The following is a 15,646-nucleotide window of genomic DNA, read 5'->3' as shown; positions in this document are numbered from 1 at the left end:
ATGCGAATCATACAAAATATATCGTTCCTCCTCATCTTACTGGTTACCGCCGCCTCGTGCAGAAAAGTAATTGATATTGACCTCAACTCCGCCGATCCCAAATATGTCATCGAAGGCATTATTACCAACCAGCAGGATTCCTGTAAAGTGCTCATCAGTAAAACGGTTAATTTCAGCGACGATAACAATGTTCCTTCTGTAAGCGGCGCCACAGTTACAGTAACAGATGAAGCCGGTACTGTAACCACATTACAGGAAACAAATCCGGGAACTTACCGCACCGCATCCTTCCAGGCACAGCAGGGAAAAACATATAAGCTATCTGTAAAAATTGAAGGCGAAGAATTCACTGCTTCGTCCACTATGCCTTTGCTGGTAAGCTATGATAGTTTATACGTTACAGAAACCCAGTTATTTGATGGTAAGGAAAAAGTGGCTACGGTGCAGTTTAAAGACCCACCGGGAAAAGGAAATGCTTACCGCTATGTGCAATACCTGAATGGAAAAAGGGAAAAAACAATTTTTGTAGAAAATGATGAGCTTACCGATGGCAGGACGATTAATACCGAGTTGCTGATTTTTGATGACGATGATGAAGAAGATGAAAACGGAGAAAAGAAAAATAAAATAAGGAGCGGCGATACATTGCGGGTTGATATGATGTGTATAGAATATCCCATGTTTACCTACTGGTTCAGCCTGCTCAATGCCTCCACCGGCGAAAACCAGAATGCCACACCCGCTAACCCGGTTACCAATATACGTGGGGGTGCTTTGGGTTATTTCAGTGCCCATACGTACCAGACAAAAACCATCAAAGTACCTTAGCTTGTAATATCGCATTGTTAAGTAGATTAATGCCGGTTTCCTAAACATAGTAGGGAACCGGCATTTTGGTTTTATTCACCATCCACCATTGACTATTCACAATTTGGTTACCAGCTATATATCCCTGTGGCGACTTCGTTGCGTCGCAATCACTTCATCGTCCAGTTCTTTGTGCGACTTTTCAGCCCCGGGTAGAACTGGTGCGTTGAGACACGCACCAGGAGAAAGAATATTGAACAAGAAACAAGGAATGATGAACGTTGGATGCCCCCTACTCACTATTCACCATTCACCACTCACTACTCGCCACTCACCAAAGAAAATCCCCCCTTGCACCCTCCCTGCACTTCCCTACCTTTGCGGCGAAAATTAACATTAGGTGGGCTGGCTTCATTCATGTTCTGCAGATGAAAGGATTGCGACGCAAGGGACGATTCCATAAAATACTGAAGCTGGTATCCAAAAAAATATACAACGCAAGTCAATGGAAATTACCGCACAAACCGCGAAAGAGTTACGCCTTACAGAAGAAGAGTTTGAACTGATTAAACAGAAACTGGGCCGCACACCCAATTTTACCGAGCTGTGCAGTTTCAGCGCCATGTGGAGCGAACATTGCAGCTACAAAAATTCCATCAAATGGCTGAAGACGCTGCCCCGGGAAGGTGGCCGCATGCTGGTAGCCGCCGGAGAAGAAAATGCGGGCCTGATGGATATGGGTAACGGTTACGGTGTAGTTTTTAAAATTGAGAGCCATAACCACCCCAGCGCAATTGAACCCTTCCAGGGTGCGGCAACGGGTGTGGGTGGTATTCAGCGTGATATTTTTACCATGGGCGCCAGGCCAATCGCTTCACTCAACAGCCTGCGTTTTGGCAACCTGAAAGATAAAAAAACACAACGCCTGCTGGCCGGTGTGGTGCATGGCATTGGCCATTATGGCAACTGCTTTGGCGTACCAACCGTTGGCGGTGAAGTATATTTTGAAGATTGTTACCATACCAACCCATTGGTAAACGCCATGAGTGTTGGTATTGTAAAAGTGGGCAAAACCATCAGCGCTACAGCAGAGGGCATTGGCAACCCGGTGTTCTTTGTGGGCAGTGCAACGGGTAAAGACGGTATAGGCGGCGCTTCGTTTGCATCAGCAAATATTACCGAAGAAAGTACGGAAGAATTGCCAGCCGTTCAGGTAGGCGACCCCTTCCAGGAAAAGAAGTTACTGGAAGCTTGTTTGGAAGTAATTGATACCGGCGCCGTAGTAGGCATGCAGGATATGGGTGCGGCGGGCATTATTTGCTCTACCGCAGAAATGAGCGCAAAAGGTGGTGTGGGTATGCGCATTGATCTTGACAAGGTACCTACCCGCCAGCAAAACATGAAAGCGTGGGAGCTGCTGTTAAGTGAAAGCCAGGAACGCATGCTGATCGTGGTGGAAAAAGGCAAAGAAGAGGCCGTGTTGAAAGTGTTTGAGAAGTGGGACCTCTCCGCCAGCAACATTGGTGAAGTTACCGGTGATGGTCTGTTGAAATTTTATATGCATGGGGAACTGGAAGCTGAAATTCCTGCATATGAACTGGTGCTGGGGGGCGGCGCCCCGCAATATACCCGTGAGTATAAAGAGCCGGCCTACCTGGAAAAAATTAAAGCCTTTGATGCTAACAGCATAAAAGATATTGATGCCGCCGATTTAAAAGGCGTTGCAGAACAGATTATTCAGATACCGAATATCGCCAGCAAGCGTTGGGTATATGTTCAGTACGATAGCATGGTGGGGGCGGCCAATACCAGCACCAATGCACCAAGTGATGCGGCCGTGATACTGGCCAAAGGTACCGGTAAAGCTTTGACTGTAACGGTGGATTGCAACAGCCGCTATGTGCATGCAGAACCTTATACCGGTGGCATGATTGCCGTTGCAGAAGCTGCCCGCAACATTGTTTGCAGTGGCGGCGAACCTTTAGGCGTTACCAACTGCCTCAACTTTGGAAATCCTTACGATCCGGAAGTTTACTACCAGTTTGTAAAAGCGGTTACCGGTATGGGTGATGCCTGCCGTAAATTCAATACGCCTGTAACCGGCGGGAATGTTAGCTTCTATAACCAAAATCCCGATGGCCCTGTGTATCCTACACCAACCATTGGTATGGTGGGTGTAATTGACGAGTTTACCAACCGCATGACCATGGATTACAAAGAAGCAGGTGACGTAATTGTATTGATCGGTGAGCAACAGGATGATATTGCTTCCAGCGAGTACCTGCATAAGGTAAAAGGTGTGGAATATTCACCTGCTCCGCATTTTGATATTGATGAAGAATTTGGGGTACAAAAATTCGTTGCTTCCATCATTAAAGACAAGCTGGTAAAAAGTGCACATGATATTAGTGAAGGTGGACTGTTGGTTACGTTACTAGAGAAAGGCTTTAACCGCAATCTCGGTTTTGAAGTAAAGGCTGATTCTGATATTAGGACCGATGCATATTGGTTTGGCGAAGCGCAGAGCCGTGTGGTAGTTACCGTTTCAAAAGACAAAGCGGAAGAGTTGCAACACAAAGCTGCTGCTGCTGGTATTCCTGCTACAATACTTGGCAGTGTAAGTAACGGGTCTATAAAAGTAAATGGCACAGACTGGGGCAGCATTGAAGCATGGAAGGAGAAATATGATACGGCTATTGAGAAAATTATCTCCGCTAACTAAAGCTGTGTTTTGGTAATTAGCTATCCCGGACGTCCGGGGCTACTATTGAGCATTCGTTGTGTCACTCACTTGTACGCCTTGTTCGCTACGCGGCAACATGAAACAGCTTTTATTTGGCGTTTCTGATCCTTCGCGTGAAACCAATTACTTGCAAAAAATCTTGGTAACTTTGGAAAAAGGGCTTTATGATTACGATAAACAAGAAAATAAAGATTGTAGAAGATAATCAGCAAGTCAGTATTGATTTGCCTGCCAACCTTCCAAAGGGAGAGTATGAAGTGAAGCTTGAAATAGAAACTGAGGTTGAAAAAAAAGATGTTTTTTTAAAAAGCTTGGAAGAATGGCATAAGACCGGTTTAAAACTGGACTCCGCACCAACATTCAGAAGAGAAGATATGTATGGCGATGATGGCAGATAAAGCAATTGTTATTGATACCAATATTGTTTCTTATCTGCGTAACAATACGCCTGGATATACTGATAAAGCAATTGAACGGATTAGGGATTTGATGGAAAATGGCTGTTCAGTTTGTGTTACAGAACAGATTTTAAGAGAGTTCCTGGTAACACAGTCCAATCTTCAGAAGATTTACAATAAGGTTGATTACAACCAACTTCAGGCCGATGTTGATTATATTAAGAGTCAATTCCCACTTTATTACCCTTCTGGCCAAAGTGTTCAGTTATTGTCGGATTACGTGTATCGTTACCAGCTAAAAGCAAAAAAAATCCACGATGCCAATATTGTTGCAGTAGCGGCAGCTAATAACATCAAATCTATTTTCACCAATAACCCGTCTGATTTTTCCTTTGCCCTTAACGAGGGTTTTGAAATCATAACTTTATAACATGAACAATACATCTTCCATTATTGTAACTGGCGCAGCCGGCTTTATCGGTAGCTGCATGGTGCAATACCTGAATGAGAAAGGTTTTGAAAATTTGATATTAGTAGATGATTTTGGTGAAGAATCCAAACGTGTTAACTGGGAAAGCAAAAAATTCTCGCAGATTGTAGAACGCTACAACCTGTTCGACTGGCTGGAGGCAAATGACCCGAAAGTGGATTACGTAATTCACATGGGTGCAAGAACCGATACTACAGAATTTAATTATGCCATACACGAAGAGCTGAATGTAGAATATTCAAAAAGCCTTTGGAGGTATTGTACCGCCAGGCAGGTGCCTTTAATTTATGCATCATCAGCAGCAACCTATGGCGCCGGTGAATTGGGCTATGATGATGACCATAACATTGTTGACAAGCTGCACCCGCTAAATCCCTATGGCGTTAGCAAAAACGAGTTTGACAAAATTGCGTTGCACCAGGTTTATACGCCGCCCTACTGGGCCGGCCTTAAATTCTTTAACGTATATGGGCCCAATGAATACCACAAGGGGCGTATGGCCAGTGTGATATTTCATTCCGTCAACCAGATTAAAAAAGATGGTTTTGTGAAATTATTCAGAAGCCATAAGAAAGAATTCAAAGATGGGGAGCAGTTACGTGATTTTATTTACGTAAAGGATGTAGTAAAAATAGTTTACTGGATGATGCTGGAAAGCGAGAAAGAAACAGAAAAAAAGCATCCTACTGGCGCCGGCATTTTTACATCTTATACCCGGGCATTGCCATGCGGCATTTATAACCTGGGTACGGGTTCAGCCAGAAGCTTTAACGACCTGGTAAAGGCAACTTTTCATGGCCTTGACCTGCAGCCACGCATTGAATACATTGACATGCCGGAGGATATCCGCGACAAATACCAATACTTTACTGAGGCTAACATGCATAAGCTAAAAGAGGCCGGTTATGAAGAGCCATTCTATTCACTGGAAGAAGGTGTTGACGACTATGTACGCAACTACCTGGGCGGAGGAAAAATTTGGTAAATTTGGAAAAATTTGAAGTATGAGTGTAGCTGAAATGAAAGAAATGATAAAACTGAAAGTGGATACACTTTCCGATGATGTTTTTGAAAAAGCATTTCCTAAGATTGTTGATGCCATTGAAAACGCTGAAAATAAAAAGCTTGACCTTGGCAAATTTGCGCCAGGAATTTTTGAAAAATATGATGAGTTAATGAAAAAGCTTGCCTGATGTTTAGTCTTGAAGATGTAATCCTGTACCATGACAAAGCAATTGAACTTTACGGCGGCTCCAGGGGAATAAGAGATTATGGCTTGCTTGATGCCGCTTTGCACCGTCCATGGCAAACTTTTGGCGGTGAAGATTTATACCCCGGCTGCTTTGAAAAAGCAGCGGCAATAGCGGAAAGTGTCATCCTCAATCACCCATTTATTGACGGAAATAAAAGAACCGCCTTTCTTCTTTGTGAAGCATTACTCGAAAACAGTAACTATACAATTAATGAAGAAACTGATGTTATTTACGATTTCCTCATCGGATATCTATGGGAGAATTAAAGTTTGAAGAGATTGTTGAGTGGTTAAATCTTCACTCAACAATAATTTGATTTCATCAGAATACCAGCACATAATGTCAAAAAAAATAGCCATCATCGGCGGTGGAAACTTAGGAACTGCCATAGCGGAAGGGTTAATTAACAGCGGGTTTGTATTACCCCAGCACATCATTATTACCAAAAGAAATATTGCCACGCTTAAGCCGCTGGAAGAAAAAGGCGTCCTTATCAGCAACGATAATACGGAGGCGGTAAAATTCGCCGACTGGGTTATACTCGCAGTAAAACCTTTCCAGGTAAAAGATATCCTGGAAAACCTGTTGCCCCATCTTGATGCGCAGCGCCATGCCCTTATCAGCGTTATTACAGGCATCTGGATAAAAGACATTCAAAGTGTAATTGGTGACAACTTTACTTTGTTTCGTGCCATGCCCAACACCGCAATTGCCATACAGCAAAGTATTACCTGCATTTGCAAATACAAAGCCAGTGAAGAGCAAACCCAATATGTTGCCGACGCCTTTAACCAGTTGGGTAAAACCGTTTTTATAGAAGAAAAACTGATGGATGCAGCCACCGTTCTCGGTGCCTGTGGTACTGCCTATGCCATGCGTTACATCCGTGCTAACATACAAGGTGGTATTGAAATAGGTTTCGATGCTGCCACAGCTTCTTTAATTGCCGCGCAAACGGTAAAAGGCGCTGCGGAGTTATTGCTTACCAAACATACCCACCCGGAGCAGGAGATTGACAAAGTAACCACGCCCAAAGGCTGCACCATCGCCGGGCTTAACGAGATGGAGCACCAGGGTTTTAGTTCCTCCCTCATAAAAGGCATAGTTACCAGCTACCGTAAAATATTAAGCGATATGTAAATCGTAGTTGTAACAGCTTTTGCAGGCAGGCTAATTGTAAAACCCTGCTTTTACGTGTTTAAGCTACTGTACATAAAATAAAAATAATTCTACGCAATTACAGAATTTTACTTATTTTGTTCTTCCTAAGAGGCAGTTCTTCCATTTTTCCTTAACGTTTAAGCGTAAATGTTTATGGTTTTTTGGTTACTGGTTTTCTATAGGTTCTTATTGTTTATTTAATCTTTTGACATGAACATTTACGTTGGAAACCTGAACTGGAACATGACCAGTGATGATTTGTACAATTTATTCTCCCCTTACGGAGAAGTTGTTTCCGCAAAAATCATTACCGACAAATTCAATAACAACCGCAGCAAAGGCTTTGGTTTTGTTGAAATGGGGGATGATACCGCTGCTAAACAGGCAATTAGTGAACTGCACGAAACCGAAATTTCAGGCCGCAAAATCGTTGTAAACGAATCTGCGCCTAAGCAAGACAATGGCGGTGGCGGCGGCTTCAAGAAGAAAAGCTTCGGCGGCGGAGGTGGCGGTGGCTACAACCGTGGTGGCGGCGGAGGTGGTGGTTACAACCGCGGTGGCGGTGGTGGCGGCTACAACCGTAACCGTGGCGAAGGCGGCGGTGGATACAACAGGTACTAATTCATCACTTTTCCATACAAAATATTGTAAAGTCTGGCTTGCCAGACTTTTTTGTTTCGGGCCCCATCCAATACAACAGCCGTGGCTGGCCCATCCTAAAAAACAGAACCTACTTTACCTGCTAACTTTGTTATCCCAGGGGATGTATTGTGTAGTTATAATTTATCAGGGGGTGCCCCCAAGCTGCGCAAGGGGGCGGGCTTTCCGCTATTACTCCGCCACAAAGCCCGGCACAAAGCCTTCAGCGGGGTAACCGCTTCAATCCCTCACCCTAAGGTGCAGCCTGCTGCGGTTTTCGCAGACAGGGTTTATAGCCCATTGCAACCCCGGGCGATATGCAGGTTAGCAAGGTGGAATTACGTGAGGGAAAAACCTTGCAAAAGCAACACTGGATTTCTCGAAGAAAATAAATGCAGACCTTATCATGATCAACCCTATCAAAGATTTCTTTTTTGCCAGGCTGGTGGAACAGGGTAACACGAAAATTGCTCTCTTATACATCCAGCATTCCGGTTATTGCCGTTGAGCATAATGGGGTGATAGGTAGATAAACAAACATTGTGTATCTACAGTATTCTATGGTGTTGGTTACAGGGGCCAGTTCTGCTCCCGGATAAGTTGTTGCCCATTGCTATGCAGATGAAAGGATTGCGACGCAACCAGGTCGCCATGAAATACCGGACGCTGGTATCCAAATAAAGCCAATAAAAAACGGATGCCATTTTTAAAATGACATCCGTTGATAAAAAACAAATTGCTGGTTACTTTCCTTCAGCCATATCTGTGGTGCTTAACTTCCAGTCGCTGTCAAAAAAGCCTGCCAGCTTAATTTCTGAGGAGCCCTTTTTCAGCATATCCAGGCTGTAAATCATGAAATCGGGAAAACCGCTTGCGCCTGCAAAATACTGGTTGGCGTTGGCAGCATTCATACCTTTCAACCCTGTGCCGGCAACAACCCCTACGCTGGTAAAACCGGAGTTGGTGAGCGGCCAAACAAAATATGCACCCAGGTCATCACCTGTAAATGTTTTTTCGCCAGCATTAATGCTGTTCCTTTTTACCTGTATGGGGCAATTTGCCAGCAGTTGTTGCCATGCACTATTGGTTTCCGCATTGCCGAACAGGATAACACCACGGTCTTTGTACTGTCCAGCAACGAATACCTTGTCAGAAACAATGTCAACGGCGCCGTTACCGCGGTAATACCAGGTTTCAGCATCGTAAACAGCTTTGTTGTAGCTCCATTCGTTTTCTTCTTTGGTACCGGCAGTGCCGTACACAAAAATCATATTGTAGTTAAACGCATCTTTAAAAGTGCCATAACGCGTTGGGTTTTTCTGTTGCGGTGTGGGGGCATCAGCAATGCTCCATTTGTCGTTCTCTTTCTTGAGGATAATACTGTCATTTGCGCTGTTGGTATTGTATTGCAATGCCTGGCTGTCAAGTGTAATTTTAACAGCAGCATTGCTGCCAAATTCCTTCAGGTTAAACTGAAGCAGCTTTACATTATCAGCCGAGCCTGTTATGGATTTGGCGCTGTTGTTTCTTTTTAGCTGGATGCGGCTATACTCAAGCGGGTGTTGTTGCTGCAATATGCTTGCCCAGCGGTAAGAAGCGGAGATGCCGGGGCTCGCTGTCATAAAATCAATGGTGTTCACAGCGGTATCAACAGCAAGCTTATGCCATTTAAAGTAATCGAAAATATACTTCCAGTCAACGCTTTCATTGCCAAACCAATGTTCGCCGCCGGGGTATTCGTAGTAGCTGTAATCACCATGAAAATCAGCCAGTGCTTTTCTCATCTGGCGGGCATAGGTTACCGGCACCACCCTGTCCGCATCGCCGTGTAATACATATACGCCCAGTTGTTTGTAATTGGTGGCAAGCCTGGGCACATCGCTCTGGTTGCTGGAGCGGAGCAGCATTTGTTCTGTAACTGAGTTACTGCTGTCGGGTATCACACCATCGGCAGAGCCATAACCTTTTAAAGTAGGATAGCCTGCACAAGGTGCGATGGCTGCCCATTTATCAGGATAAGTTGCGCCGAGAAACCAGGTGCCGTGACCGCCCATAGAGTGACCGGTAAGATAGATGTGCTGCGGATGCGGCTGAAATTTTGCTTTGGCAAGTGAAAGTACTTCCAATGCATCAAGCCTTCCCCAATCCTCCCAATTAAAACCACGGGGGCGGCGATTGGTGGCGGCTACCAGTGTGCCCCAATCTTTAGACTGGTAAGCCCTTGCCTGGCCTAATGCTTCAACACCAGCGCCATGCACAGAAAGAAACAGGGCATTGCCTGAACTGTTACCGGCAGGCAGTTGTGGTGTTACGGCATAATACTGGAGGCTGCCGTCAATATTGCTGGTAAAAGTAACAGCGTATTTATCTGATGGTTCTGTAGATTCAATTTTTATGGTAGCTGTATCGGCAACCTTTTGCTGGTTAAGCAAAGTAACCAAACAATTATTCCAGCCTTTTGCAGTAACGCTGCTGCCATCAAAATCAAACCTTACTTTCCTGGTTGACATGGCAGGTATCGCCGGCACTGCTGTTGTTAATTCCTTACCACCAAGGCTGGTTTTAAACTGCACGTTCTTCAATTCTTTTGCGGAAGTGTTGATTACTACGATAGCCCCTTGCATGTTGCTGTTCGGCTGGCCGGTTACAATGGTTGGTAAGGTGAGGTCGTCTGTGCTTAACAGCACAGGCTTATCATTAAAAATCAGGTCGGCTGTAATGTTTGTACCACGCACATATAATTCATTCAGCCCCTTTTTTAGTTTAACCGGAACATACATGTAGCCGGAACTGTAAGGATCGCCCATGTGCGGAACCCCATTGAAGTAAATACCGCTGTTGCCTTTTACATTCAGTATGGCAGGCTGTTCTTTGGATGAGTTGTAGGTAAAATAGATATAGCCAGTGCCCCTGTCAACCCGGTTAGGATTGCCGAAAGTATTGCCCCTGGCAAGTGCCTGCCAGCGCCGGGTAAGAAAACGGTTAGCACTGTCTGCCTTAATAGGCTGCCAGGAAAGCGTGTCGCCTTTATCGGTAATATCCAGAATAGCGCCTTCGGTTGGTTTGCTAATATTGTTGTTGTACAGTTTCCACGCCAGCACATCTGTATAAATAGCTTCACGGCCATAGCGGCTGCCGGAACTGATGAGCAACCCTTCTGTAAAATGGTGGGTAGATTGGGCATAGGAGTGGAGCCCGGTAAAAACTAATGATGCCAGTAACAATTTGTTTTTGCGCATAGGTTTGCTTTAATGCTGAATGATTGCTTTATGTAAAACTTGTTGAACAATATAATTGCCGATTTGTGCGCCTTGTTTTTGTCCATTTTCTATAGCGGCACGGTAATGAATACCTCCGTATAACCTGGAAATAGCAGCTTCATTACAAGCCTGTGAAAATGAATTGAAATGTTTAGACGGAAGGCCAAACTCCACTTCTGTATAATCATCAAAGGCGATGTTATCGCCGTACAGAAAAATAAGTGCTTTTGAAGCCGCCGTAGATACCACACTATGCCCGCTGGTATATTCCGGGAAAGGGGGAGTTTGTAAAATGGGCCGCCAGGATTCATCTATGTACGCGTTGATGTAAGTCTCCGGCCTTATCACATTGCTGCGGTATTTTTCATCCCAGCAACTGATAAAGCCATCGAACAAAGCGATTGCAGTAAACGTGTAGGCCGCAGACGCCTTCATAATACCGGCATGTACGTTTTGGGATACGATGCCTGCGATGGACATCCAATGCCCGCCGGGAGAGATTTTCTTGGTAGCAAAATTCAGGTGGCCTTCCGTATTCAGAAAGAAAGGGTTACAATCCCAGAAATTTGCCACGGCCTTCTGTTCTTCCGTTAGTTTATTACCAGCTTCGTATACTTCGTACGCCTGGTTGTAAAAATCAGATCCTTTTTCCTTGCTGAATGTTAATGCAGCCACCGGGCGAAACTGGTTGCAGGAGTCCATTACCAGCGTTCTTATTTTATTCCAGTAAGGCTCTACGGCGTCAATATAGCCTGGGGGAGTGGGTATCCATTTGCCTTCCTGCTTACTGTAACGGTAGCGGCGCAGTTTTCGTGTTTCCCTGTACTGGTCTTTCATTACCCAGCTCATAATGGTATCTGCTACCTGTTGTCCATAGGCAAGGGAGGCACTGTACACAGTTTCACTCAGCCCTTTCGTTTTAAAATACGCTAATATGTTTTGCAGCGAATCTTCCAGCAGTGGCTCTGAAAATACCAGCCGCTTCCCGGTTATCATAAAAGCATATACAGCGGCGAGAGAAGAAGATACTGGCTTAACCGGCGCCGGGGTTTGTGGCATATCTTTCAGTAAGCCGTGCAGTGATTTATAGGAAGAAGACTGCTGTACCAGCACTTCATAAGCTGCAATATTCGCGTAGACATAAATTCTTGAAGCTACGGGCGGGGAAAAAATATCGTGGATGATCACGTCGGTTAATGCTTTTTGGGAGCGGTGCAGGGCTGTGGCATCTTCATCAGATAAATTATTGTTTTGTCCCTGGCACAAAATGATGTTACACAAGACCACCGCGATTAATAGAAATCTTTTCCTCATTTAGTTAGTTTTAAAACCTGAACGGCAGCATCATTCTTACCTATAATAATCAATGTATCTCCGGATTTATTTTTCAATGTATCCATAGCTCTTATGTCGCCATCTGCATAACAGCCGCTCAGGGTTGGGTCAACTGCGGTAAAAGTTTTGTCTCTATTACCCTTGAGCAACATGCCAAGGCCTGCATCACAGCGGCCGAGTTGCACACGGTAAGGAAAAAAGTTACCGCTGATTAAAATGTCTTTTATGCCGTCTTTGTCAAAATCATCAGCAACAGCACCATACACCCGGGAAAACTGGGCTTCAATAGGTAAAGCTGTAAAACTAAACTGCAGGTTGCCGTTATTGTACAAAATCCCTGAAGCCAGTTCGTTGCATTTGTATTGACGGGCATCGCTTATTTTAGTTGAAGGAAAAATCTTTTCTATCGTTGCATCAGCATAATCTTTATACTTCACAAACTTCTTTTTTAAAGGAACTACCTGGTCCAGCAATTCGTCCCTTGACGCCATTGGATAACTCTTGCCTTGTATGTAGTAACACATGATGGGGTCTATTGTACCATTATCATCAAAGTCATAAGCATATAAAGTAACAGGCTGCTCTTTACTTGCTTTAAACTGGTTGTTGTAGCCACAGTTGCCCAAAATAAAATCCGTATCGCCGTCTCCGTCTATATCCGTTGCTTTAATGGCAGACCACATGCCGCTCAAATGTTCAATGCCGGCCTTTTTAGAAATATCTTCTAACCTGCCTTTAGTATTCTTAAAAAGCAAGATGTTCATCCAGTCGCCGCCGATCAGCAGTTCTGGATAGTTGTCATTATCAAGGTCAACCCACTGAGCTATATTAACCATGCCTGCTTCACGCAGGTTATTGGTTATATCAGTGGTTACATCAGTAAAAGTTACGTTGCCGTCTTTACTGTCGTTGCGCAGCAGATAGCTTTTGGCCGCCAGTGGAAACGAGCCTGGTATACTTTGGCCCCCTACAAATAAGTCAAGGTCGCCGTCATTGTCAAAATCACCGGCTGCTACAGCTTTCTTGCTGCTTAACATATCGGGCAATGCGGTATTTGCCTTTTGAAAATTCCCTTTGCCATCGTTAAGATAAAGCCGGTCGGCATATTCCGGCGAGCCATCGCCATATTCGTTTCCGCCACTCACCACATAAAGGTCCTGGTCACCATCTTTATCCGCATCGAAGAATAAAGCATTTACATCCTCGTTCGCCGAATCAATTAGCCACGGGTTAGATGCAGCTATACGAAAATCGCCACCCTCGTTTTGCAGGAAAAGCATACCCGGCTGATTGATGGCGCCGCCAAAAAACAGGTCTTCCAGGCCATCCCCGTTAACGTCTGCCTTGGCCATTGCAGGGCCTTGTTTGGATAGCTGGTATGGCAGCAATACCTCATCTTTAAAATCAACAAAATCGTTTTCAGTATGCCTGAAATGCAGGCCGGATGCTGACGTTACATCCTGAAAAAACGGCTGGCTGGCCCGGGCTGTTGAAGTTGTTATTGAAGCCGTTGTTTGCTGTATGTTAAGAATCGTATCAACTTTAATGTTGGTTAGCAGCGTTTCCTTTTTGCCGGACCATACAATCTTTATTTGCTGCAGGGTTTGCTGGTTGCTTAAACCAAATAACAGTTCCGGTGCAACGGTTGACTGATAACCACGTACCGGGTACAATTCCTGGTATTGTGTTTTGCCATCTGATGTTGTTATGGTTACTGTTGCGCCAAAGGCTTTTGCGTTAGCTCCTTCGCCACTAAGGCGCAGTTTAACAAAGTGTACAGGCCTCGAAGTATTCGTGTTATTGCGATAGAGTAAAGCTGGTTCATTGTTATTACAAATTACAAGGTCAAGGTCACCATCATTGTCCAGGTCTGCATAGGCCGCGGCATTCGAAACACTGGGTTTTTCAAAGCCCCATTCCCTGGTCATATTGCTAAAACCAAGTTGGTGGTTATTCTGAAAAATATAATTGTTCAATTTGTTCGAGGGCATCTTTCTTACCAGGTCAAAAGTCTGGAAGTTTTGATGGCCTTCTTTCGCAGCGGCAATCTTTGCATCGGCTACGGTGTACTTTAAAAAATCCATATCTGTAAAATCCCGCAGGTAACCGTTGCTTATAAACAGGTCTTTCCAGCCATCGTTGTCAAAATCAGCAAACAAACCCGCCCAGCTCCAGTCTGTGTTAGATACGCCAGCCAATTGGCCAATCTCACTAAACCGGGTATTGCCCATCATATCCTGCCCTTCGTTCAATTGCAGCATGTTACGCATTTGCTGATGGTAATAACCACTATCCAGCAGCAGGTGATATTTATCGTATTCATCAGGGCCCTTCAATAACTTCTGGCGGTGGTTATCCTCCGGCAGCATATCCAGTGTAAATACATCCGGCCTGCCGTCGTTGTTATAGTCCGCTATATCGGCGCCCATGGAATACTTTGAAATATGGGTGAAAGATTTGCTTAATGATTCAGTAAAAGTTCCGTTGCGGTTATTAATGTAAAAGCAATCTCTTTCCGTATAATCGCTGGTGGTGTAAATATCCGGCCAGCCATCCCGGTTAACATCGCTTATAGTAACGCTAAGGCCAAAGTTGATGGCATTGTTGATAATGCCCGCCGCCAAAGTAACATCGGTAAAATGCATGTTTCCATTAGCGTCCCTGTCATTACGAAAGAGCCTGTTTCCGAAATTGAAATTGGGAGTTGCCCTTATTTTCCGCGTGTTAAGAAAAGGGTCAATAGAGTGATTAGAATGGTTTAGCAAAAACATATCCAGGTCGCCATCATTATCGTAATCAAAAAAAGCTGCCTGCGTAGATTGTGTACCTGGAGCATCTAATCCATAAGCGGCAGCCATTTCCTTAAATACAGGCACATTGTTTTGTACGCCCTGGTTAATATATAACTCGTTGCTTAATTGTTGCGGGTTATGGTAATAGCCGGAGTGGCAAACATAAATGTCCCATAAACCATCTCCGTTAACATCGGCAATGCTTACGCCGGTTGCCCAGGTGCCATTGCCTGCAACCTCGGCTTGTTTTGTAACATCTGTAAACTGAAAATTCTGTTTATTTAAGAAAAGCTTATTAGGCGTAGTAGTGCCCGAAAAAAAGATATCATTCCACCCGTCGTTATTAAAATCTGCAATGCCCACACCCGCGCCGTTGTAGAGGTACTCATAACGCATTACGTGCAGCGAGTCGTCTTCTTTAATTTCATTTAAAAACACAACTCCGGTTTGCTTTTCTTCCATTAAAGTAAAAAGCGGCGCCGTTTTTTGAGCTGTTACAAGCACAGCAATAAAGCAGGCTAATAAGCTAAAGGCTGTTTTAATCATTCGTGTTATTGGGGTTTAAGTTTGTTGAAGGGCTTTGGTTGACTTTCTGATGCCAGCTATGGCCTTCGTAGCATCGTTCCTTGCGTCGTCCCGAAACTTCGGGATTCATCTGTATATCAATGGGCATCGTTCCGCATCCTTTTTTGGCAGCCCGTTGTTCTTGTATGCTTTTTTATAGCAAGAGCTTAGAACAACAGGATAAGGCTTGTGCAGCGAACTGCA

The 15,646-nt window shown here is 44.5% G+C and carries 12 protein-coding genes; 9 read left to right on the top strand and 3 right to left on the bottom strand.

The features are described 5' to 3' along the window. The 9 genes from F0364_RS21670 (at position 1) to rbp (ending at position 7,473) form a co-directional block, all read left to right on the top strand. Complete coding sequence (locus tag F0364_RS21670) at positions 1-828, top strand: DUF4249 domain-containing protein (protein WP_153799912.1); 828 nt, start codon at positions 1-3, stop codon at positions 826-828. A 484-nt stretch (positions 829-1,312) separates the two neighbouring features. After that, positions 1,313-3,529: a phosphoribosylformylglycinamidine synthase subunit PurL gene (purL, locus tag F0364_RS21665; RefSeq protein WP_153799911.1), complete on the top strand. Its 2,217-nt coding sequence runs from the start codon at positions 1,313-1,315 to the stop codon at positions 3,527-3,529. A gap of 185 nt (positions 3,530-3,714) precedes the next feature. Beyond that, on the top strand, positions 3,715-3,948 hold the full coding sequence (locus F0364_RS21660; RefSeq protein WP_153799910.1) for a hypothetical protein: 234 nt from the start codon (positions 3,715-3,717) through the stop codon (positions 3,946-3,948). Beyond that, a complete protein-coding gene (locus tag F0364_RS21655) occupies positions 3,935-4,378 on the top strand; it encodes a PIN domain-containing protein (RefSeq protein ID WP_207632821.1) in 444 nt (147 codons plus the stop codon). Before F0364_RS21660 ends, F0364_RS21655 begins: the two co-directional genes overlap by 14 nt. Before the next feature lies 1 nt (position 4,379). After that, positions 4,380-5,423, top strand: a complete 1,044-nt coding sequence (locus tag F0364_RS21650) for an ADP-glyceromanno-heptose 6-epimerase (protein ID WP_153799908.1) — start codon at positions 4,380-4,382, stop codon at positions 5,421-5,423. Between the two features lie 19 nt (positions 5,424-5,442). Next, entirely contained in the window at positions 5,443-5,631 is a 189-nt protein-coding gene (locus F0364_RS21645) for a hypothetical protein (RefSeq protein WP_153799907.1), read from the top strand. Next, entirely contained in the window at positions 5,631-5,957 is a 327-nt protein-coding gene (locus F0364_RS21640; protein WP_153799906.1) for a type II toxin-antitoxin system death-on-curing family toxin, read from the top strand. Before F0364_RS21645 ends, F0364_RS21640 begins: the two co-directional genes overlap by 1 nt. 73 nt (positions 5,958-6,030) lie before the next feature. Continuing rightward, the gene (gene proC, locus F0364_RS21635) at positions 6,031-6,831 is read left to right on the top strand and encodes a pyrroline-5-carboxylate reductase (RefSeq protein WP_153799905.1); all 801 of its coding nucleotides are present in this window, start codon (positions 6,031-6,033) and stop codon (positions 6,829-6,831) included. Positions 6,832-7,062: 231 nt separating this feature from the next. Beyond that, a complete protein-coding gene (gene rbp, locus F0364_RS21630; protein ID WP_153799904.1) occupies positions 7,063-7,473 on the top strand; it encodes an RNA-binding regulator in 411 nt (136 codons plus the stop codon). A 761-nt stretch (positions 7,474-8,234) separates the two neighbouring features. On the opposite strand, the gene F0364_RS21625 is transcribed toward rbp, so the two are convergent. From F0364_RS21625 to F0364_RS21615, 3 genes are read right to left on the bottom strand one after another with little or no spacing between them, the layout of a single operon-like run. Continuing rightward, a complete protein-coding gene (locus F0364_RS21625; RefSeq protein ID WP_153799903.1) occupies positions 8,235-10,730 on the bottom strand; it encodes a carboxylesterase family protein in 2,496 nt (831 codons plus the stop codon). A 9-nt stretch (positions 10,731-10,739) separates the two neighbouring features. After that, a complete protein-coding gene (locus tag F0364_RS21620) occupies positions 10,740-12,065 on the bottom strand; it encodes a vanadium-dependent haloperoxidase (protein WP_153799902.1) in 1,326 nt (441 codons plus the stop codon). After that, positions 12,062-15,424 (bottom strand): VCBS repeat-containing protein, encoded by a 3,363-nt coding sequence (locus tag F0364_RS21615; RefSeq protein WP_153799901.1) that lies wholly within the window; start codon positions 15,422-15,424, stop codon positions 12,062-12,064. Before F0364_RS21615 ends, F0364_RS21620 begins: the two co-directional genes overlap by 4 nt. Positions 15,425-15,646 lie beyond the last annotated feature (222 nt).

Origin of the sequence: Foetidibacter luteolus, assembly GCF_009650435.1 — a bacterium.
GTDB classification, from domain to species: domain Bacteria; phylum Bacteroidota; class Bacteroidia; order Chitinophagales; family Chitinophagaceae; genus Foetidibacter; species Foetidibacter luteolus.
Note: the sequence above shows the minus strand (reverse complement) of the source record. Positions and strands in the feature narration are given on the sequence as shown.